Here is a 20,364-nt window from a genome sequence, read left to right as displayed (position 1 = left end):
GACGAACGGCGCCTTGCTCACTGAGCAAGGCGCCGTTCGTCGAGGTGATCTCTAGCGCGGGGCCATGCGCAGGGCGCCGTCCATGCGGATGGTTTCGCCGTTGAGGTAGTCGTGGGCGGCGATGTACTCGACGAGCTGGGCGTATTCGTCGGGACGGCCGAGGCGGGAGGGGAAGGGGACGCCGGCTTCGAGGCCTGCGCGGTATTCGGGGGTGACGCCGGCGAGCATGGGGGTGTCGATGATGCCGGGGGCGATGGTGTTGACGCGGATGCCGAACTGGGCGAGGTCGCGGGCGGCGGGGACGGTCATGCCGTGGACGCCGCCCTTGGAGGCGGAGTAGGCGATCTGGCCGACCTGGCCTTCGAAGGCCGCGACCGAGGCGGTGTTGATGACCACGCCGCGCGAGCCGTATTCGTCGACCGTTTCGGTCTTGGCGATGGCGTCGGCGGCCAGGCGCATCACGTTGAACGTGCCGAGCAGGTTCACGGTGATGACGGTGCGGAACAGCTCCAGATCGTGCGGGCCGTTCTTGGACAGGATGCGCCCCGCCCAGCCGACACCGGCACAGTTGACCACGATGCGCAGCGGCGCCGGGCCGTCGGTGACCTGGGCGATCGCGGCGGCGACCTCGTCGCCGCTGGTCACGTCGGCCGCGATCAGGGTGACACCGGCGGGGACGTTGTCGCCCGCGCGCTCGATGGACGCGGGAACGTCCAGGCCGAACACGGTGGCGCCCGCGTCGGCGAGGCGCTTGGCGGTGGCGGCACCGAGGCCGGAAGCCCCTCCGGTGACAATGGCGGCGGAACCCGAAATCTCCACAACGGTCCTATCTGTAGGTTGTCGGCGGCTTATTGTGCTGCCTGCCAATAAGGGCACCTTAGCGCGTGCGAGGTGTGGTCTGGAACACCCATCATGGGCGGTGCGGAAAACGTCGTGAACACCGGTGTTTACCGGTGGTAGCGTGCCTTCATGAGATCGTTCGCCGGTCCTACCGTGGCCGGACGCAAGGTCCTGATCACCGGAGCCGCACGCGGGATCGGTGCCGCGCTCGCCCGCAGGTTGGCCGCCAGTGGCGCGCAGGTCGCGCTGCTCGGCCTGGAACCGGACCTGCTGGCCGAAGTGGCCGCCGAATGCGGTGACGTGCCGTGGCGGTATTGCGATGTGGCCGACCGGGCACAGGTCGAGCGGGTGGTCGAGGCGCTGGTCGCCGAACTCGGAGGGCTCGATGTACTAGTTGCCAACGCGGGCGTCGCCAAGCAGATGGCGATGATCGGCGGGGATCTGTCGGTGCTGGAGGAAACCCTCGCCGTGAATGTGCTCGGAGTGGCGTACACGGTGTCGGCGGCGGGTGCGCATCTTTCGCATCCGCGTGGGTATGTGCTGATGATGTCGTCGATCTCCTCGGAGGTGCAGCTGCCCCTCGGCGGGGCATACAGCGCGTCGGCGGCCGCGGTGGCCTCCCTCGGCGCCACCCTGCGCGCGGAACTACGCTCGACCGGGGCGAAGGTGGGGGTCAGCTATTTCGCTGGCATCGACACCGACATGACGGTGCGCGGATTCGGAACGGCCGCCGCGCACACGGTGTTGGGGGAGACGAGTCTGACCGGGAACTCACCGGTCGGCCCCGCGGTCGTCGCGATGGAACGAGCCATCGCGCGGCGACGCAAAACCGTTGTCTCGCCCTGGTGGGTAGCGTGGGTGCGACCGTTCCGGCTGCTGGCCCAACTGGTCGTACAGCGGGTCCAGGGCGACCGCCTGGCCCGCGCCATCGACATCGCCCGCACCGAAGACGTCCCCTTCACCACCGACCAGCCAGCCCGACCCCGCAGAATGGAACGGCAAGCATGAGCGATTCGACCCTGCGGCAACAACTTCCGCGTGGCCGCCACCATCTCTCGCGCGAGGAAGTCGTCGCCTCGCAGCGTGAACGCATTCTCGTCGCGATGGGTGAGGCCATGACCGTCGGCGGCTACGTCGGCACGCCGGTGGCGGCCGTGCTCAAGCGCGCCGGGGTTTCACGGGAAACCTTCTACGAGATGTTCCGCTCGAAGGAGGACTGCTTCAACGCGGCCTTCGACCGGGTATCGAGCGCACTCGCCGAAAAGCTCCAAACCGTGATCGCCGACTGCGCCGACACCGACGCGCTCACCAGAATGGACCGCATCCTCACCGCCTACTTCGACCACATGATCGACGACCCCGCCTCGGCCCGGCTGTTCCTGGTGGAGGTCTACGCGGTCGGCCCATCGGCCATCGAAGCGCGGATGGCGCTGCAACACCGTTTCGTCGAGGTGGTTTCCACCATGCTCGGCGCCGAATCCGACGACCAGCGCTTCGCCTGCGCGACCCTGGCCGCCGCCATCGGCGCGATGGTGACCGGCCGGATCGCCGCCGACGACCCGGAAAGTCTGCGCGGGATCAAGGACCAGCTGATCGCCCTGGCCGGCCGCTCCGGCACGCTCTACGGAAACGCGTTCGCCTAGGGATCCGGCCGCGCCCCCTCGCAACTCCAGCGGGGCGTTCCGGGCCGTGCCCTCGTAACTCTGGCCGGGGTCTATGGGCCCGCCTACTGGTACGCGGAGCAGGTCACGAGGCCGCGCCGCCTCGCGTTCGGTTCACTTCGCGATGTCGACGAGTTCCCCGGTGCGCACCGTGGACTGCTCGCGCTTGCGCCACACGAGGACGCCGACACCGAGCACGGCGGGCGCGATCAGGGCGACCCCCGCCGAACCCCAACCGCCCAGCGCGGGCACGAACGCGTCCAGCACGGTCTTGCCCGCGAAGAACAGGAACAGCAGTCCCGATGTGATGGCGATGCCGCGCTCGGGCAGGTGCTTGCCTGCGATCTTGCCGACCAGAATCGCGAGCCCACCGGCGGCCACCATGCCCGCGACCGAGCCGATCCAGACCGCGAGCCAACTGTTGTTGGAGGCCAGCGCGGCGGCGGCGAACATCGTGCGGTCGCCGAGTTCGGCGAGGGTGAAGGCGGAGATGACGACGAGGAAGGCGTTGCGGGCGCTAGGCGGCTCTGGAGCTTGTTCGGAGTCATCGGTGCTGGTGAGCGCGTCGCGCAGGGTCCAGAGGCCGACCACCAGCAGGGTGAGCGCGGTGATGACGGCGATGGCGTTCGCGGGCAGCGCGGTGCCGAGGAAATGGCCGACGCCCGCGGCGATGAGGTTCACGGCGACGCTGGCGACGCTGATGCCTGCCAGCACCACCCACCAGCGGTAGCGCAGCGAAAAGGTCAGCGCCATGAGTTGCGATTTGTCGCCGAGTTCGGCGAGGAAAATGACGCCGAAGCTCAACAGGATCGTGGCGATCATGAATTCAGCTCCCAGGTGGATACTCCGGCCTGTGGCTGAGACGGGTGCGCCTTCAGCCACACCGGTCGACGGATCGGTTCGTGGCCGAAGGTCTCGCCCACCGGTGGTGACCGGTTCGCGCAGCCGGATCGCGCCTGTGGCGGCGACCAGTATGTCGACTGTGCGATTGCGGGCTACTCCCCTTCGCTGTCAACCACTGTAGTCCGGTTGCTCCGGGTATGCCAAGTCCGGGTAATCGAAATCTCAATGGCCACAATAAGTTTGGGTACGCGGCGGTGATAGTTCGGTTTCCCTGATTTCACCAGCCAGCACACCCGTTGCCGGTCGTTCGCCAGACCGGCTCAGGCGAAAGAGCTAGGCCGCCAGCAGCATTGCGAGCACGGCTGTGTCCGGATCGCTGATCAGATCCATCCCGACTCGGCTCACCAATGAGGTGATCGTGCCGTCCAGTTCGGCCTCGGCCCACGCCGCGCGATGTTCCAAACCCAGATGCGGCACGCCGGGCAGCAACACGCACCCCGACGCCGCGCCCGCGCATTCGGGCAACGACGGACGCGTCTCCGACGGCGGATGCAGCATCAGCAGCGCGGGCGGGGTGTGCGCGGCGAACCGGCCCGGCTGGATCGCCTCGTCCCCGAGCACCGGCCCCTCCGCCATCACCAACCCCACCGTCCCCGGCTCCGGATCGTCGGGCAGCTCCTCGCGCACCCCGAACACCGTGGTGGTCACCAGCAGGCCCGGCATCGACGCCACCCGCACGGCCAGCACCAGCACCTGCGCCCATTCCTTGGTGGTATCCGGCCACCGCCCCGACACCACGAACCCGCTCAATCGTCCCCGCGCCTGAAACGGCGTGATCCCGATCGGACCCTGTGTATTCATGATGGCCTCCCGAACTACCGGGGGCGACTATGCCCGTATGACAGGAATAGCCCCAAACCCATCTGGCACACAAGTACCACTGAGTGCCAGAACGGGCAAAAACGACAACAGGCCCGCATGCGAAATCGCACGCGGGCCTGCTGAGAGGCGCTATCAGCCGAAAATGAGGCCCTTGCCCTGCGTCACGGCGCGGGAGTAGCGGTCCTGCACGTCGGCCCAGTTGACGACGTTCCAGAACGCGGTCACGTAGTCGGCCTTGACGTTCTTGTACTGCAGGTAGAAGGCGTGCTCCCACATGTCGACCTGCAGCAGCGGGATGATGCCGGTCGGCACGTTGGCCTGCTGGTCGTACAGCTGGAAGGTCAGCAGCTTCTGGCCGAGGGTGTCGTAACCCAGGACGGCCCAGCCGGAGCCCTGCAGCCCGTTGGCGGCAGCGGTGAACTGCGCGCGGAACTTGTCGAACGAACCGAACTGGTCGGCGATGGCCGCGGCCAGGTCGCCTTCCGGCTGGTCGCCACCGTTGGGGGAGAGGTTCTTCCACCAGACGGAGTGGTTGTAGTGGCCACCGAGGTGGAAGGCCAGGTTCTTCTCCAGCAGCAGGATGGCTGCCAGATCGCCGGACTCGCGGGCTTCCTCGAGCTGCTCGAGTGCCTTGTTGGCGCCTGCGACGTAGGCGGCGTGGTGCTTGGTGTAGTGGATCTCGTTGATCTGACCGGAGATGTGAGGCTCCAGTGCGCCGAAGTCGTAATCCAGTTCCGGCAGCGTGTAGACGGCCACGATGTCCCTTTCCGTGTGTCGGGCTGTGTGCGCCCAGTTCGGACGACAACACCAACCATCATTCGTACACCCGCCCCGTGCAACCTCGCACACGCGGCTCCGCATTCCCTTCCGATCACCGGGAGGGAAACTCTGCGGTGAGGGTCGCGAATGCTACAGCGGCGGTGCGATGTCGGCCTTGGTGGTCCTGGCGTCACCCGTGGCGTGCGCCTCCCACCACCGCCGACCACCGTCGATGAACTCGCCCATCGGAATCTCGCGCCCGGCGGTGTCGGTCACCGAGATCTTGTCGAACCACACCCGCACATCGAGCTCGCGGGGGTCGATCCCCTCCTCCTGCGAGAACTCGATGACGTGAGCGGCGATGCGCTGGTCGAGCACCGTGTCGAAACTGAGCAGTTCGCTCCACAGCGTCCAACCACTGTCGTCGAGGTCGATGAACTCCCACCCGTGCAGCCCGCCGCCGCCGAAGCTCTGGATGGCTTCGTCGAGCTGGTCGAGGCTCAGCGGAAGTACGCGAGGGTCGACATCGTCCCAGCGCTGGATGCGCAACGAGGCCGCCACCCGGGTGACTCCGGTGAAGGTGAGCAGGACTTTCGTATCGATCGGTGCGGGTCCATCCGTGGGTAACGTCAGCACCTCTAGAGCGAGTTGCAGGCGTCCCGCCGCAGCATCCACTTCTACCCCTAGACACGTGGATTCGGACAAAGCGGTATTCAAGCCGTTGATGTCGAAACTGTCGAGTAGCCCCCTGCTCACGTTCATGCGCCCAGGCTACCGATCTGGCCGCCCAGATCCCAGGATTTAAGATTTTCTCTATTGATCTCGTTTTTATGGAACCGAATCGGGCCCGCTTGCGTCCAAGTAGATGTCGGGACCGGAATAAATCCACGAATCCCGACGTCAGCGGCGAGCGACCGCTCCGGGATGACATGGAGGGGAGTCCCGGATCGGTCGCTCCCGATGGATTTCACCGGGCGCCGCGCGCGGTTGCCCCCGCGTGTCCGCCGAAAGTGTGCTGGCCGATAGCTGACGTGCGCCGATCGCGGCGTACTCGCACAGCCTCGCCCCCCAACGCGCGCGACATGGCAGGATCGAGGCGTGACGAGCTCCGATGTCCCCACGGTGCCGGTGGGTGCGGTACCCGCCGCGTTCGACCACACGGACCCGGCGGCGGGCGCGCAGCTGCTCGACGTGCGCGAACCCGACGAATGGAACCTCGGCCACGCGCCGGGCGCCATCCACATCCCGATGGTCGACGTGCCGGCCCGCCTCGACGAGCTCGATATCGACGCCGAGCTCTACATCGTGTGCAGGCAGGGCGGCCGATCCATCGAGGTCGTCCGGTATCTCGCCCATATCGGGTACGAAGCGGTCAACGTCGCGGGGGGCATGGTGGCCTGGCAGCAGACCGGCCGTCCGGTGGTCGCCGACGGCGATCACGAAGCCAAGATCTACTAGTCCGGAAGCGGGGTGCGCGGGTGAGTTCGGTGGTGCAACCATGTGCACGCTGTGGTGCGCGGTGGGCCGTCCAGGGCACGCCGATGCACTGGTGCCCACGCTGCCGAGGGGTGCTGCTCTCGCCGGGCAAGGTCGACGCACCGGTCACCCAGCGCAACTACCGCTGGGTCGCGCGCCGACCCGACCACCGCACCCGCAAAGCGGGCGCAACCACCGTTGCCCCGCTCGGCCCCACCCCGCGCTACACGCAAACCCCGCGCTGGGGCCTGCTCGATGCGCCACCGTCGTCGGCTCGCATCCCGGAACGTCCGCTGCGCGGTCTCGCCGTCTACCGCGACCGTCTGCTGATCGTGACCATGATCGCGTTCCTGCTCGCCGCCCTCGCCGAATACGGCCGCTACCTGATCCTGTTGCAGAACCGCGCCCGGCTCATCCCCAGCTGGCTGCTGTGGATCTCCGACGCGACGGTGCTGGTGTTCGGCATCATCGCGCCGATCTGCGCGCTGGTGGCGGCGATTTCGCTGGTCGCCTGGCTGATCGAAGCCCGCACGATCGTGTTCACCGCCTACGGCAAGCGTGACCCGCGCAAACGGTGGACGCTGATCGCGGGCTGCCTGGTGCCTGGCGTGAATCTGATCTGGCCGGGTGTGTTCCTCACCGAGCTACTCGGCGACGACCCCGATCCACGATCGCATCGGGCCGTGCGAATCTGGTGGGCAGGCTGGGCATTCAGCGGACTGCTGTTGATCGCGGCGACGCTGTGGCGCGACGCGTCGACCCTGCAGGCCGAGGCCGACGGCGTCTCGTTCACCGGTTTCACCAACCTGTGCGCGGCCGGCTTCGCGGTGCTCACGCTGTGGATGGTGCGCACGCTGGAAGGCCGCGACCTGCGCGGTGACGTCCGGTCGGCGCATCGCTGGGTGATGGCGGCCGACCCCGCCGAGGTCGTCATCGCGCCCGTCGCGCCGGGTGCTGTGGCCTCCGACGATGGCACCCTCGCTTCGGTCACCGCCGGGCCCGACGTGGTCGACGATGCGGATTCTGTTCGGACAGGCGAGAATTCGCAGGAGGAGGTCGTGGCCAAGTGAGCCAGAGCAATCGCCCACCCTTCGTGGTTGCGCATCGTGGCGCGTCGGCGGCGAAGCCCGAGCACACCCTCGCCGCGTACGAATTAGCGCTGCAGGAGGGCGCCGACGGCGTCGAATGCGACGTCCGGCTCACCCGCGACGGTCACCTGGTCTGCGTGCACGACCGCACCGTCGACCGCACCGCCGACGCCACCGGCCTGGTCAGCGAACTGACCCTGGACGAGTTGCGCGACATGAACTTCGGCACCGAGGAAGAACCGCAGGGTGTGCTCGCGCTGAGCGACCTGATCGGCCTCGTCCTCGACTGGCGCACCCGCCCGACCAAACTGTTCATCGAGACCAAACACCCCGTCCGCTACGGCGCCCTGGTGGAGAACAAGGTCCTCGCCGAACTGCAGCGTTTCGGCATCGCAACGCCGGCTTCGGCTGATCATTCCCGCGCGGTGGTGATGTCGTTCGCGGCGACCGCGGTGTGGCGGATCCGTCGCGCGGCACCGCTGCTGCCGACCGTGCTGCTCGGCGAATCGTCGCGATTCCTCGGTGGCGGTGCGGCCACCACGGTCGGCGCGACCGCGGTCGGTCCGTCGGTGAAAACCCTGCGCGAGCATCCCGAACTGGTCGACAAGGCCGCCGCGGCGGGCCGGGCCACCTACTGCTGGACGGTCGACGACCCCGAAGACGTGACGCTGTGCGCGGATCTGGGCGTCAGCTGGGTCGCGACCAACCACCCCGGCCGCACGAAAGCGCTACTCGCCGAAGTCTGACGAAGAGGGGGCGCGGTAAGCGAACCCGCTGCTCGGCCATAAACTCCACCCGTGGGTAAAAGCAAGCGGAACAGTCCGAAGCCCGACAGTAATCGGGCTCAGCGTCTCGCGCAGCGGCGTGCGGCGCAGGAGCAGGCATCCGCGGCCGTATCACGGCCGTTCGAGGGGCTTGCCGCCGAATGTGATCTGGTGGCGCTGCGGGAGTTCGTGCCGTCGGCGACCGCGACCTTGAAGCTCGCGCCCGGTGTGGCCGCGCAGCGCGAGGTCACCCTGGCGACGGTGCTGCCCGGTGCGGTGGCCGCGCTGGTGCGCGCCGGTGACGAGCCGGTCGGCTTCGTCGGCACGCAGATGCAGTTCCGCGGCGATGACCCGTCGGCCGATATCGCGGCCGCGATCCTGTGGACCCAGTCGGCCGAGGCTGGCGAGTCGCTGAACTCGGCAGACGCTGTCGAAGGCGGTCCGCGCCTGGCCGATGTCATCGATCCCGGTGCCGATCTCGAGCTCACTGTGCACCAGGACTTCGACTGGTGGGTGCCCGAGGGCGTCACTCCGGATCCGCAGGTGGCGGCGACGATCGAGCAGGCCAAGCAGGCCATCATGCCGTCGGCACGCCTTGACCTGGGCCCGGATTCCGTCGGCGCGGCCTGGTGGGTCGACGCGGGCGAGAAGGCGCACGTGCGGTGGGTTCGTCCCGAGGACGAGGACGCACTGATGCTGGCGCTGGCTCGCGTGCACGCCACCGGCGGTCTGCACATGGGTGAGGGTTCGCGGTTCGCCGGTTCGTTCCGCACGCACGGCCTGCTGGTGCCGGTGTTCGATCTCGATCCCGAGATGCACCCGACCGAGTGGGAAGCGCCCGCGCGCGAATTCGGTGCTCGTCTGGCCGAAGCGCTGGCTTCGGAGGAGCCGATGACCACCGAAGAGCGTCGTTCGCGCGATGGCCTGCGTTCGCGTCAGGTTACCCTGCGCTGAACTTAATGAAACATGCCTCTTTCACAGAGCCGGTCGGCTAGGTTCACGACTGAACCGGACAATCGGTGATGAGGAAAGAAGAGGCATCGTGGAATTTCTTGGATCTATCGCCGGTCTGGCCCAGATTGTGATCGGCACCATCCTGGCCAACACCGGCTCGGGCGGTTCCGGATCCGGCTGGTGAAAACCGGCAGGTGAAACGCGAAAGGGATTCGGCTCGCTGCCCGCGAGCCGAATCCCTTTCTGCTGTTCCTAGACGCTGCCGCCGGCGACCGACGGAGCACCGGAGGCATCCTTCGGGGTGCTCAGCTCACGCCACATGAACGCTTCCAGGTCGAACAGGTTCGACCCGGCGCGATCGGCGATATTGAGCAGAGTGGTCATGGCGGCCACTTCCTCGACCTGTTCCTTCAGGAACCACTGCATGAACTGTTCGCCGAGGTAGTCGCCCTCTTCGCGAGCGGTGCTCGCCAGCTGGACGATCTGATCGGTGACCGTCTTCTCCTGGGCCAGCGCCAGTTCGATCGGCTCGCGGGCGGATTCGAACTTCGACTTCGCCGCATCGATGCCCGAGATCTCCACGGTGATGTCGCGGTCGACGAAATACTGCACGATCATCATCGCGTGATTTCGTTCTTCCACCGACTGTGCGTAGAAACGCTTGGCGAGCTGCGGCAGGTCGTTGTTGTCGAACCACACCGCAATCGCGATGTACTGGTGTTCGGCGTTGAACTCATGCCGGATCTGGTCTTGGAGCAGAGTGTGGAACTTGCTGCGCGGGGCTTCCGGATGAATCGACATGTGGGCAACATTAATGCTGGTCACATGGGGTTGTCATCCAAGTGCAGCCTTATTGAGGACAGTATTCCCTAACCAAGTATTTCCTAAGTTGCGCAGCGTTCCTCAGTTGAGCACGGGCGCGGTGAAGGCGAAGGCGCGCCTAATTCGCGCCCGCCATTCTGGGGGCGGTGGTATCCACGTGCACGGTTCCGCGCAGTTCGCGGCGGATGAATTCCTCCACGTCGAACAGGTTGTCCTGGCGGTCGAGCACGGTCAACAGTGTGGTCAGCCCGGCGACATCGTCGACCTGTTCGGCCAGAAACCACTGCATGAATTGTTCGCCGAGGAAATCGTTGGAGTCACGCGCGGCTGCGACCAACGCGGTGAGTTGTCCGGTGGTGACCCGTTGGCGCTCCAGCAGGAAACTGATCGCGGCACGCGGGGAGTCGAATTCCGAGCGCACCTCGTCGAGTCCACCGATCGTGATCGGCGCGTCGCGGTCGAGCAGGTACTGGACCATGCGCATCGAGTGCCCGTGGCTGGCGGTCGAGCGCGCGTAGGTCTGCCCGGCCAGCTCGGGGAGGTCTTGCGCGTCGAAGTAGACGGCGGCGGCCAGGTACTGATGAGCCGTGGTCAGGCCCACCCTGATCTGGTCGCGCAGGAGTTCGGGGAATGTCGAGTTCTGCGCCATTACTCGACGTTACCGCGTGAGCAGCTCCTCCGGAATCTGCTGATCGGTCGCGAGCGCCTCGAAGAAACCCGTGGCCCTCGCCTTGTCCCAGAGCAACACGTTGCCCACCTCGGTGTCGTCGAATCCGCCGATCGGCACGCTGGTGGTGACGGTCTCGCCGCGCATCGCCCAGCCGAGGGCGGCCAGGTTCCAGATGTGGTCACCGTCGTCGACCTTCAGCGAACCGGCGACGCCGGTGGCCATGGGCCACAACGCGAACGGATTGGCGAGGGTGCCCATGCCGGTGGCCTTCTTCAGCAGCGCCGCCATGAACGCCCGCTGCCGGTTCATCCGGTCCACGTCGGCGGTCGGCGTCGCGCGGGTGCGCACATAACCGAGAGCCTGCGGGCCGGAAAGTTTCTGACAGCCAGCGGCCAGATCGAGCCCGGCCAGCGGGTCGACGATCGGCTCGTCCAGGCACATCTCGATCCCGCCGATCGCGTCGACCACGCTCGCGAACCCACCGAAACCGATCTGCGCGTAATGGTCGATCCGTACGCCGGTGGCTTCCTCCACCGTCTGGACCAGCAGCGGAGCACCGCCGAGCGCGAACGACGCGTTCAGCTTGTCCTTGCCGTGGCCGGGAATGCTCACGTAGGAATCGCGCGGCAGGCTGACCATCGTGGTCGGGCCGGAGGACGGGATGTGCACCATCATGATCGTGTCGGTGCGCTCTGGTCCGGTGTCGCCGCCGGTCGCGAGTTCGGTTTCCTGCTCGGTGGAGAGGTCACCGCGACCGTCGGAACCGACCAGCAGCCAGTTGGTGCCGGGCGTATTGCTCACGCGGTCGCTGTAGTTCGGGAGCGCGGAGATGCGGGTCAGCGAGTTGTCCAGGTGTATGACCGCGGCGATCAGGCCGACGATCAGCGCCACGATGATCACCATGAACCAACGGAACGGATGACGTTTGCGCCTGCGTTTCGGCGGTTGCGCCTGTCGGCCCGGAGGCGCGGGCGGGGGAGTGCGGCGCGGCGGAAGACCGTCGTGATGGGGGACCGGGCGCTGCGTCGGGGCGTGATCGCGACGCGGAACCGGGCGCTGCGGCTGCGGTGCGCGCCGGGGTTCGACGCGCTCGTGCGGCATCTGCGAATAGGCCAGCGGCTGGTCACCGGAGTTGCCGCGGTGCATCACCTGCGTGGGTTCGATATGGGAGGCGCCGCGCCGAGGTGCCTGGTTGTACCGAACCGTCGGGCCGTTCTCCGGGCCCGGGTGCCCGTCGTTCACGGGGGGACGGCCGTAGCGCGGATCGCCGCTCTGCGGCGGCAGTGAGCGACCTCGCTGCGGCAGCGGCTGACCTTGCGGGGGCACTGGACGACCTTGTGCGGGCGCTGGACGACCTGGTGCGGGCACTTCGGGACCGCCGGGGCGGCCGGACGGCGGCACCCGGCGTTTACGGGGGTCCTCGCGGGGAGCGTCGCCGTTCATCACCGTCAAACTCTACTGATCGTGGGGAGCGCGAGTGGGTTCTGCGCGCACGGTCACTACTGGGATACCCCGCGCGAGGGTCACTGTTATCGCGAAACGCGGTGATGTGGTGAAACTCGCCGCGACACGCCGTGCATATCAGTGATCGGGCACGCCGATGCGCCGCGGGCGACCCAATCGCTGGGCAGCCCGTTCGAGCCGCTGATCCGGCGGTCCGCTAGGGCACATCGCGCAGGTGGACCGGGCATTCGGGAACACCGCGCCGAGGGCTGCGGCTGGACAGTTCACGGCAACCAGCCCACGCGCCCCCGCAAGAGGTTGTAGCCGATGTAGGCGACCGCGTCGATCGTCGCGTGCGCCAGGATCAACGGCCACAGCCGGTTGGTGCGCTGCCAATAGCGCCCGAAGATCACCCCCATCACGATATTGCCGAGCCCACCACCGAGCCCCTGATACAGGTGGTAGCTCCCGCGCAGCAGCGCCGACGCCGCCAGCGACGAGTTCTCCGACCACCCGAGCCTGCGCAGCCGAGTGAGCAGATACCCCACCACCAGCACTTCCTCGGCCACGGAATTCGCACACGCCGACAGCACCAGCACCGGCAGCCGCCACCACTGCTCCGACAGCGAACTCGGCACGATCGTGACGCTCACCCCCATCGCATGCGCGACCAGATACAGCGCCAGCCCCGGCACCCCGATCACCGCCGCGAGCACCAGCCCCGCCACGACGTCGCCGCGCCGCATCCGGGCCAGCCCGATCATCCGGGGCCCGATCCCGCTGCGCCACAACAGATAAAGCCCCAACGCCGCCCAAGCGAGCAACCGGGTGATCCCGACCAACTGGAACAACAGATCGAGTAGCGAGTTGTTCGACCGCGACGCATTCAACGCCACCGTCCGCCCACCCACTCCACCCGGCGACAACGCCGAATCCAGCAGCGACAACCCGGCACTGATCCCACTCAACCCGAAGGTCACCAGCAGCACGACCGCGATCTCCACCCGCAGCCCGAACCGCTCCCGCTCGCTCAACTGGCTCTCCGGAGGATCCACACGCATGCCGCGCAGTGTAAACAGCGACCGCGCTTCAGTCTGTTCCTGACGACTCGAGGTGAGCCGATCAGATGCGGCGTAGGCCGTTCAAGAACGGGCAGCCGGCCAGTACGCGGACAGCGCGGCTCAGCGACTGGATGTCATCGGCCGGGGTGGGAAACGGCAGGCGCACATCATGATCGCCATCATTGCTCTCGACCCGCAGGGTGAGGCCGTAGCGGTCGATAGCGAGCGGATGGACGATCCCCCCGCGCAGCCGGGTCGGCAGATGCCGCGCCAGCAGGGCGACCACATCGGCATGGTCCTCCGACATGTGTTGCAGCCAAGCACTTTCCAACTCGCAGAACGGATCGGCCGTAGCCCCGCGCAGATCGGCATGATCGACGGATTCGGCGCCGGCGGTGTCGGCCAGCACCGCCGAATTCACCACGATCCGCAGCAATGTCACCCCGTGTCCCACATCGAGCAGGCCGGGATGCGGGTACTCCTTGGCGATTTCGATGGCGAGCGCGCGCTGCGCCTGCGCGGGCACCTGCCGCACCCATCCGCGTAACCACACCAGCGCTCGCACCGGCTCGCGCAGTGGCAGCGGCGCGTGGTCGGTGAGTTCGAGGACCGCCGAGGTCTCGTTGGCCGTTGCCGCCAGCGCCGCCGCGAGCGAGGATTCGGGCACCGCGATCACCGCGTCGCCGCAACGGCGCAGGTGGTGCAGCGTGGTGGGGACGGGGTCGATCCCGGGAAGCGCGAGCACCGCCGTCTCGGCATGGGCGCACGCACTGCGCACCCGCTCGGCGGTGGTCGGCGCGAGGATCGTGGTGGGGCTCGACATGACAACCTCCGCGAACGTTTGATTAGGTAAACCTAAGCTAAGTTACAAATCCTCGCCACGCAAGAGGACACCCCGAACAACCGAGCCGATACGGTGGACCGATGACGCACGACGACCACGGCGACGCCCACCCCGCCCCCGCCGAACCCGTCCTGCTGAACCTCTCGGCCCCCGCCCGCCGCAGCCTGGTAGCCGACCTGGTCCGCCCCGCAGGCACTTCCCCCACCCCCGTCGACGTCGACATCCCCGACCCCGACCTCGCCGCCTTCCTGGCCGCGATCGCCCACGCCGACCACGGCTTCACCGCCCACACCACCAGCGGGCCCCGCGCCCTCGCGGTAGTCGCAGGCACCGTCGCGGCCCTCTGCGGGGAAGACATCCCGACCGCCCTGACCAGCCCCGACCTGGACTTCCTGAAGTCGTTGAAGCCCGCCGCGATCGAAGCCACTCGGACTGTGCTGCTGGGGATCGAAACGCCGGAGGAACAGGCGATTACCGAAGCGCTGCGGGTATTGGACCACTAGCCGCAGGCTCCGGTGGGGCGACCCGGCCCAGGATGTAGGCATCGGTCGCTACGCATCCCCGCCTACCCGGCCCAGGGTGTAGGCATGCGTGGCGACGTGCCTGGTCGTCGAGTCCGAAAACCCGGGTGCGCCAGCCGCTAGAGTTGCGGTGTGCCGCGTATTGCCTACTTCGGACCATCCGGGACTTTTACCGAGATGGCCTTGGCGAAGTTCGAGAGCTCGGGGGCCTTCGACGGGCCGGTCGAGCGGGTTGCCGCGCCGAGTCAGGGTGCGGCGCTCGACCTGATCCGCACCGGCACCGTCGATGGCGCCGTCGTGCCGATCGAGAGTTCCGTCGAGGGCTCGATCCCGGCAACCCTGGACTCCCTCGCCATCGGACCGCGCTTGCAGATCATGGCCGAAACCGAGCTCGAGGTGACCTTCACGATCCTCGCGCGACCCGGCATCGCGCTGGCCGATGTGCGCACGCTCGCGGCCTACCCGGTGGCGGCGGCGCAGGTCAGGGAGTGGGTGGCGCGCAACATCCCCGAGGCGCGCCCGTTCACCTCGGCCTCCAACGCGGCCGCCGCCGAAGACGTGGCAGCCGGCACCGCCGACGCGGCGATCTCGACCGCCCTGGCAGGCGAACGACTCGGCCTGGTCACCCTGGCCGCCGGCGTCGCCGACCACGACCAGGCCATCACCCGCTTCGTCCTGGTGACCCAGCCGGGCGTCGCCCCCAACGCCACCGGCGCCGACCGCACCTCCGTCGTGCTCGAACTGCCCAACGAGCCGGGCTCTCTGATGCGCGCGTTCGCCGAATTCGCCACGCGCGGCGTCGATCTCACCCGCATCGAATCGCGGCCCACCCGAACGGGCATGGGCACCTACCGCTTCTACCTCGACTGTGTCGGACACCTCGACGACCCGGCGGTCGCCGAAACATTGAAAGCCTTGCATCGCACCACCCAGGTCCGATTTCTCGGATCATGGCCCGCGACAGCACTTCTCGGCTCTCCGCCGCCGTCGGACGAACCCGCCGCTGAATGGTTGACGCAATTGCGAAAGGGGGTCGCGGACCTATGACCCGCGCGAAACTGATTCTGGTGCGCCACGGCGAGACCGAGGGCAATGTCGCGAAGATCCTCGATACGAAGGTGCCCGGCCTCCCGCTCACCGAACGCGGTGTGGCACAGGCGAAAGCTTTCGGCGCAAGCCTCGAGCGCGCACCCCAGGTTCTCGTGTCCTCGGACGCCCTGCGCGCCCGCCAGACCGCGAGCCACATCGAAGAGGCAACCGGCACACCGGCTCTCGTCCTCGACGGCCTGTACGAGGTTCAGGTCGGTGACCTCGACGGCCGTTCCGACGAAGAAGCCCACGAGCTGTTCCAGCAGATCTACCGCGGCTGGCACCACGGCGATCTCGAGTTCAGTCCTCCTGGCGGCGAAACGGGCCACGAAGTACTCGCCCGCATGCTGCCCGTCCTCCACGGCCTGCGCGAGGAGTTCCTGACCGACGACGCCGACGGCGACGTGGTGGTCGTGAACCACGGCGCCGCCATGCGTTTACTCGGCAGGTGGCTGGCCGGGGTGGCACCCCCGTTCACCACGAACAACCACCTCGACAACACCGAGACCATCGAACTGCTCCCCACCGAAGACGGCGGCTGGGAATGCCTACGCTGGGGCAAATTCACCCCGCCGTTCACGATCAAGGCAGACCCTACCGCCGACGACCCGATGGGCTGAACGCTCCGGCTGCGCCTCCGGTTCGCGGCTAACTTGTGGGGGCGTAGGCGTGGATGGTTGCGGTGGGGGTGGATGGTTGCGGTGGGGGTGGATGGTTGCGGTGGGGGTGGGCTTACGCCGGGTTACTGGCTGCCGCGGTAGGGAATTCGGATCGCACCGGTAGTGACTCGATGAGGTCGGCGACTGCGGTGCGCAGGCGGGCGTTGGTGCCGCTGGCGATGGACGACCACTTCACTCCGTCGTCGGCGACGCTGGCGGTGATGATGAATCTGCCTGCGCGCGTGTTGAATACGGCGATGTGGTTGTCCTGGATGTCGCGGGTGCCGTCACCGTAGGCCACGCCGACGATCTCGGCGTAGGAGTGGATCTCCACCAGTGCCGAGGCCAGCGCCTGCGCGTCGGTTGTCGGGTTGCCCACCTTGCTCAGGCGCTTCGCGGTGGCGGACACGTCACCGGTGTCGCCGAAGATCGGCGCCAATTGTTCGGTGGGCGCGTTCATTCCGTACAGTTCCAGCGCTTCGACCGGCCCGAGTGCGTGCAGCACCGCGGCGGGCAGGTCGAGTCCGGCGTCGTCGATGACGTAGGACTCCGGCCCGCGCAGGGCGACGACCGCGCGGTCGTCGCCCTGCGCCAGACAGAATCGGTTGACCTGGCCGGCCACCACCCACCGCAGCGCGATGATCCACTGCGGCCGGTAGAGCACCCGCAGCCGTTCGGCGAGCTCGGGTGCCACCACGTCGCCGAACAGCAGTTCGCGTTCGGCGAGGGTGTCCTGCGCCACGTTCATAGCGGCGTCGTGCGCGGTGACGTTGTCATACCGGCCCATGGCGTCGAGCACCACGGGCATCTCGTCGAATTCCAGTTTCTCCAGGAGGAACTGCATGTCGTCGAGCGAGAGCACGACGGCGCCGAGCAGCGAACCTCCGCTGCCCGAGCCGAGAACCGTCACTTGGCCGATCCGGTGAGGTCGGCGCCGATCACACCTTCGGCCGCGTAGCGACCGTCGGTGAACTCGTCGGTGCGCACGTAGTCGACGCCATCGTGCTCATCGTCTTCCTCGCCCTTCTGCCGGTTGCCCATCAGCGGGTTGCCCGCCGCACCGGTGTTGCGCACGGGTGCGGCATCGGCGCGGTTGACGACCGTTTCCGACACCGGCGCGCTCGCGGTCGCGTTGGCGGCGGGCGCACCCCAGCCCTCCGGCAGCTTCAGCGCGCCCGCGCTGACGCCACCGAGGCTGGCCGACGTGGTGCCCATGCCACCCACAGCGGCACCGGCGGCGCCGACACCCGCTGTCATGGCGGGCGCGACGGCGGTGGTGCCGGCGGGCGCGGTGACCGCCGAGATCGCGGAGGCGCCGACCTGGCCGACCGTGCTGACGCCGCTGGTGACCACGCCACCGGCGGTGTTGGCAGCCTGGGTGGCCGCGCTGACCACACCGGGGTTGGACGCGATGGCCTGCACCGCGGCGGCCGCGGTCTGCAGCGGATCGCCGCCACCGAAGTCACCCTGCGCGGAGCCCGCGCCGTTGGCGATCGCGGGCGGCATCGTGAACTCGCTGGGGATAGCGACGGTGGCCGACGTGGCGGCCTCGTAGGTCTCCATCACCAGCGCGGCGCGGATGTCCATCGCGTGCTTGACGACCTCGGCCGCCTCGAACGCGCCGGACACGACACCGGGCGGGTTGGCCGAGGCGACCACCGCGGTGTTGGTGGCGAGGATCTCGGGCAGGCTCGGCATCGCGATGGAGGCGACGGTGTAGGCGGTGGCGTTGGACGCGCACTTGGCGCTGGCCGCCGCGGCCGCGACGCCCTGCTGGCTGGCCCAGCCCGCGAACGGCGCGAGACGGGCGAGCACGGCGATGCCGTTGACGCCCTGGAGGCCGACACCGACCTCGGCGATCACGCGCGTGATGGTGAAGGCGGCGTCGCCCCACGCGGCGGCCAGCGTGCCCCACGAGGTGGCGGCGGCGCTGATCGGGACCGCGTGTGCGCCCGCGTTGAGGGTGGTGGAGTTCACTTCGGCCATACGAGGCAGCCAGAACACCCCGGTGATCCCTGCGGTCATGCTTGTTTCTCCCCTGGGTACATTGTCGCGGCGACGAGGTAAATTGTCGCGCGGGCGACGAAGTTGATGATCGACGACGAGTTCGGTGCGACTACACCTGGACGGCGTTGATCGTCGCCGCGCGAGCGACGTCTTCCCCGATATGACTGGTCAGCTGCGAGCGCAAGGTCGCGGCCGCGTGATGCAGTTCGAGGATCGCCTGCGCGACCGAACCGTCGTGCTTGCCCGCTGCGGTGTTGAAGTGCGACGCCGCGAGCAGCGACACCTCTTCGGCGCCGGACGGCAGCACATGCGTGGTCGGCCCGGCGAGCCCGGCCGCGATGGCGAGGCGCTCGGCGAGCAGATCCAACTCCGCGGATGCGGCGAGGACGATTTCAGGTGCAACGAGAACGTGTCCAACCATGACCCGACTCCTTCTGGTGGCGGCTATCGGGAACCACGAGAATTCCCCCTACGAGTACTAGGACGCGAGGGCGGGTCATTCGGTTCCATCGATTCCCCACCCAATTTCGCTAACCCCATCCCAGCTCATGCAACCGGTCGTCGTCAATCCCGAAATGGTGTGCTATTTCGTGGATCACGGTGATCGCGACTTCCTCGACGACTTCGTCGTCGGTGTTGCAGATGTCGAGAATAGCCTCTCGATAGATCGTGATGGTATCCGGCAACGATCCGGCGTAGTAGCTGTCGCGCTCGGTGAGGGCGATCCCGTGGTAGAGCCCCAGCAGCGACGGTTCCTCGTCGTTTCGTGGCTCCACCAGCACAACAACATTGTCTATGGCACTGGACAGCTCTGCCGGGATCTGGTCGAGGGCATCGCTGACCAACTCCTCGAAACGCGCCGCCGGCATCCGCTCGGACAACGTCACCTCGGTTGGGGCTGCGGCGGCAGCGGCGCGGCGCCGGGCAGCGGGGCCGGGGTGGATCGTCCGGAGTTCGGCGGGGGCACCGGAGCCTGTCCGTCGATCAGGATCTCGCCGCGGGCGGAGCCGACGACGGTCGCGAAACCCTCACGGTCGGCACCTTTTCCGAGCCAGCAGTCCAGTTTGTGGCTGCCCGCGAGCCAGCTGGCGGGCTCCAGGTAGTCGAAGAACAGGGTCAGCGTCTTGTTGCGGATGGCGTCGGGGCTGCCGAGGTAGTCGCCGGAGAGGCGGTTGCATTCTGCTTCGACGAACTTGTCCTGCTCGGACTCCGACGGCGGCCCGCCGGTGAAGTTCGTGGACAGGTCGACGGTGCCGACGATCTCCACCGAGTGCGGCTGGGCGCAGTCGACCGGGTCGGTGGGCAGGTTCTGATTGATGCCGAGGCAGGTGCCGACGGCGTTGACCTTCGACTGGTCGCTGTCGACCAGGCTGCCGGTGGTGGCCGGGCTCGCGGTGGTCGCGGCGACCTGGACGCCACACCGCAGCGTCCGGTCGCCGTGCTGCCATCCGGCCGGGCTCGGCGACATCACGTTCACCATGAACTTGCCGCGCGGGTCGAACCGCCCGCCGAGGTACTTCTGCACGGCGGTCACGCAGTGTTCGTCACGCAACTCGGTCATCCGCAGTGAATCGGGGTGCCGGGTGCCCTCGGCGAACTCACGCCCCGGATAGGCGCTGAGGTCGATGACACCGGCCACCTCGAACAGGTGCTTGTCGGCGCAGTTCACCTTCACCAGGTCGCTGCGGTCGGGCTTGGACCAGGTCAGGCAGTCGCCCTGCGCGGCGCTGCTGAACTCCTTGTCGCGCACCACCGGCGCGGCGCCGGGCTGATGCGCCTCCACCTTGTCGGTGTCGAAGCCCGCCACGGTCATGGTGACCGTGGCCGCGAGGATCGCCCCGAGGGCGGCTATCAGCAGCCCCCAACGCAATTTCGTCGCGGACAGTGTTTTTGGAGCGCTGGCGCGCTCGAGGTCGCGGCCCCTTGTGTCCCGTCGATCAGGCACCGTTGCTGGGTGCGTCGTGGCGGTGGCCACGGGACC

At 67.8% G+C, this 20,364-nt stretch carries 24 protein-coding genes; 9 read left to right on the top strand and 15 right to left on the bottom strand.

Annotation, left to right across the window (positions count from 1 at the left end):
• Window positions 1-51: 51 nt before the first annotated feature.
• Complete coding sequence (locus ACFW6D_RS17615) at window positions 52-819, bottom strand: SDR family NAD(P)-dependent oxidoreductase (RefSeq protein WP_379329330.1); 768 nt, start codon at window positions 817-819, stop codon at window positions 52-54.
• Window positions 820-969: 150 nt separating this feature from the next.
• On the opposite strand from ACFW6D_RS17615, the gene ACFW6D_RS17610 reads away from it, so the two are divergent.
• The gene (locus ACFW6D_RS17610) at window positions 970-1,848 is read left to right on the top strand and encodes an SDR family NAD(P)-dependent oxidoreductase (RefSeq protein ID WP_379329328.1); all 879 of its coding nucleotides are present in this window, start codon (window positions 970-972) and stop codon (window positions 1,846-1,848) included.
• Complete coding sequence (locus ACFW6D_RS17605; protein ID WP_379329326.1) at window positions 1,845-2,483, top strand: TetR/AcrR family transcriptional regulator; 639 nt, start codon at window positions 1,845-1,847, stop codon at window positions 2,481-2,483. The genes ACFW6D_RS17610 and ACFW6D_RS17605 overlap by 4 nt, the downstream gene beginning before the upstream one ends.
• A 132-nt stretch (window positions 2,484-2,615) precedes the next feature.
• On the opposite strand, the gene ACFW6D_RS17600 is transcribed toward ACFW6D_RS17605, so the two are convergent.
• From ACFW6D_RS17600 to ACFW6D_RS17585, 4 genes are all read right to left on the bottom strand, one after another.
• Window positions 2,616-3,323: a TMEM165/GDT1 family protein gene (locus ACFW6D_RS17600; protein ID WP_379329324.1), complete on the bottom strand. Its 708-nt coding sequence runs from the start codon at window positions 3,321-3,323 to the stop codon at window positions 2,616-2,618.
• A gap of 354 nt (window positions 3,324-3,677) precedes the next feature.
• On the bottom strand, window positions 3,678-4,205 hold the full coding sequence (locus tag ACFW6D_RS17595) for a peptidase (RefSeq protein ID WP_379236499.1): 528 nt from the start codon (window positions 4,203-4,205) through the stop codon (window positions 3,678-3,680).
• Window positions 4,206-4,358: 153 nt separating this feature from the next.
• On the bottom strand, window positions 4,359-4,982 hold the full coding sequence (locus ACFW6D_RS17590; RefSeq protein WP_379236497.1) for a superoxide dismutase: 624 nt from the start codon (window positions 4,980-4,982) through the stop codon (window positions 4,359-4,361).
• Window positions 4,983-5,135: 153 nt separating this feature from the next.
• Window positions 5,136-5,747: a hypothetical protein gene (locus ACFW6D_RS17585; RefSeq protein ID WP_379329322.1), complete on the bottom strand. Its 612-nt coding sequence runs from the start codon at window positions 5,745-5,747 to the stop codon at window positions 5,136-5,138.
• Window positions 5,748-6,083: 336 nt separating this feature from the next.
• On the opposite strand from ACFW6D_RS17585, the gene ACFW6D_RS17580 reads away from it, so the two are divergent.
• From ACFW6D_RS17580 to ACFW6D_RS17565, 4 genes are all read left to right on the top strand, one after another.
• On the top strand, window positions 6,084-6,443 hold the full coding sequence (locus tag ACFW6D_RS17580; RefSeq protein WP_379329320.1) for a rhodanese-like domain-containing protein: 360 nt from the start codon (window positions 6,084-6,086) through the stop codon (window positions 6,441-6,443).
• Window positions 6,444-6,553: 110 nt separating this feature from the next.
• Window positions 6,554-7,531: a DUF4328 domain-containing protein gene (locus ACFW6D_RS17575; protein WP_379329318.1), complete on the top strand. Its 978-nt coding sequence runs from the start codon at window positions 6,554-6,556 to the stop codon at window positions 7,529-7,531.
• Window positions 7,528-8,295: a glycerophosphodiester phosphodiesterase gene (locus tag ACFW6D_RS17570; protein ID WP_379329316.1), complete on the top strand. Its 768-nt coding sequence runs from the start codon at window positions 7,528-7,530 to the stop codon at window positions 8,293-8,295. Before ACFW6D_RS17575 ends, ACFW6D_RS17570 begins: the two co-directional genes overlap by 4 nt.
• A 51-nt stretch (window positions 8,296-8,346) precedes the next feature.
• On the top strand, window positions 8,347-9,267 hold the full coding sequence (locus tag ACFW6D_RS17565) for a DUF5926 family protein (protein WP_379329314.1): 921 nt from the start codon (window positions 8,347-8,349) through the stop codon (window positions 9,265-9,267).
• A 252-nt stretch (window positions 9,268-9,519) separates the two neighbouring features.
• Here ACFW6D_RS17565 and ACFW6D_RS17560 read toward each other — a convergent pair whose 3' ends face one another.
• From ACFW6D_RS17560 to ACFW6D_RS17540, 5 genes are all read right to left on the bottom strand, one after another.
• Window positions 9,520-10,068 (bottom strand): ferritin, encoded by a 549-nt coding sequence (locus ACFW6D_RS17560; RefSeq protein ID WP_379236485.1) that lies wholly within the window; start codon window positions 10,066-10,068, stop codon window positions 9,520-9,522.
• A gap of 139 nt (window positions 10,069-10,207) precedes the next feature.
• Window positions 10,208-10,738: a ferritin gene (locus tag ACFW6D_RS17555; protein ID WP_379329312.1), complete on the bottom strand. Its 531-nt coding sequence runs from the start codon at window positions 10,736-10,738 to the stop codon at window positions 10,208-10,210.
• A gap of 9 nt (window positions 10,739-10,747) precedes the next feature.
• On the bottom strand, window positions 10,748-12,202 hold the full coding sequence (locus tag ACFW6D_RS17550) for an LCP family protein (protein WP_379329553.1): 1,455 nt from the start codon (window positions 12,200-12,202) through the stop codon (window positions 10,748-10,750).
• Between the two features lie 284 nt (window positions 12,203-12,486).
• Entirely contained in the window at window positions 12,487-13,263 is a 777-nt protein-coding gene (locus tag ACFW6D_RS17545; protein WP_379329310.1) for a CPBP family intramembrane glutamic endopeptidase, read from the bottom strand.
• A 61-nt stretch (window positions 13,264-13,324) separates the two neighbouring features.
• Window positions 13,325-14,086 carry a DUF2470 domain-containing protein gene (locus ACFW6D_RS17540; protein WP_379329308.1) on the bottom strand — a complete coding sequence of 254 codons (762 nt, stop codon included), beginning with the start codon at window positions 14,084-14,086 and terminating at the stop codon, window positions 13,325-13,327.
• Between the two features lie 101 nt (window positions 14,087-14,187).
• Here ACFW6D_RS17540 and ACFW6D_RS17535 point away from each other — a divergent pair, with 101 nt between their 5' ends.
• From ACFW6D_RS17535 to ACFW6D_RS17525, 3 genes are all read left to right on the top strand, one after another.
• Entirely contained in the window at window positions 14,188-14,610 is a 423-nt protein-coding gene (locus tag ACFW6D_RS17535; protein WP_379329306.1) for a hypothetical protein, read from the top strand.
• Between the two features lie 150 nt (window positions 14,611-14,760).
• Entirely contained in the window at window positions 14,761-15,675 is a 915-nt protein-coding gene (gene pheA, locus ACFW6D_RS17530; RefSeq protein WP_379329304.1) for a prephenate dehydratase, read from the top strand.
• On the top strand, window positions 15,672-16,337 hold the full coding sequence (locus ACFW6D_RS17525; protein WP_379329302.1) for a histidine phosphatase family protein: 666 nt from the start codon (window positions 15,672-15,674) through the stop codon (window positions 16,335-16,337). Before pheA ends, ACFW6D_RS17525 begins: the two co-directional genes overlap by 4 nt.
• A 112-nt stretch (window positions 16,338-16,449) precedes the next feature.
• Here the strand turns inward: ACFW6D_RS17525 and ACFW6D_RS17520 are convergent, their stop codons facing one another.
• The 5 genes from ACFW6D_RS17520 to ACFW6D_RS17500 all read right to left on the bottom strand — a co-directional run bounded on the left by ACFW6D_RS17520 (window position 16,450) and on the right by ACFW6D_RS17500 (window position 20,328).
• Window positions 16,450-17,286, bottom strand: a complete 837-nt coding sequence (locus ACFW6D_RS17520) for an ESX secretion-associated protein EspG (protein ID WP_379329300.1) — start codon at window positions 17,284-17,286, stop codon at window positions 16,450-16,452.
• Window positions 17,283-18,401: a PPE family protein gene (locus tag ACFW6D_RS17515; protein WP_379329298.1), complete on the bottom strand. Its 1,119-nt coding sequence runs from the start codon at window positions 18,399-18,401 to the stop codon at window positions 17,283-17,285. Before ACFW6D_RS17515 ends, ACFW6D_RS17520 begins: the two co-directional genes overlap by 4 nt.
• A 91-nt stretch (window positions 18,402-18,492) precedes the next feature.
• Window positions 18,493-18,804 (bottom strand): PE family protein, encoded by a 312-nt coding sequence (locus ACFW6D_RS17510; RefSeq protein WP_379329296.1) that lies wholly within the window; start codon window positions 18,802-18,804, stop codon window positions 18,493-18,495.
• A gap of 109 nt (window positions 18,805-18,913) precedes the next feature.
• Window positions 18,914-19,252 (bottom strand): metallopeptidase family protein, encoded by a 339-nt coding sequence (locus ACFW6D_RS17505; protein ID WP_379329551.1) that lies wholly within the window; start codon window positions 19,250-19,252, stop codon window positions 18,914-18,916.
• Between the two features lie 14 nt (window positions 19,253-19,266).
• Window positions 19,267-20,328, bottom strand: a complete 1,062-nt coding sequence (locus tag ACFW6D_RS17500; RefSeq protein ID WP_379329549.1) for a septum formation family protein — start codon at window positions 20,326-20,328, stop codon at window positions 19,267-19,269.
• Window positions 20,329-20,364: the final 36 nt, after the last annotated feature.

The sequence above is a fragment of the Nocardia sp. NPDC058705 genome (assembly GCF_042749305.1).
Taxonomy (GTDB): domain Bacteria; phylum Actinomycetota; class Actinomycetes; order Mycobacteriales; family Mycobacteriaceae; genus Nocardia.
The sequence above is the reverse complement of the archived record's forward strand: the minus strand, read 5'-3'. Positions and strand labels throughout refer to the sequence as shown.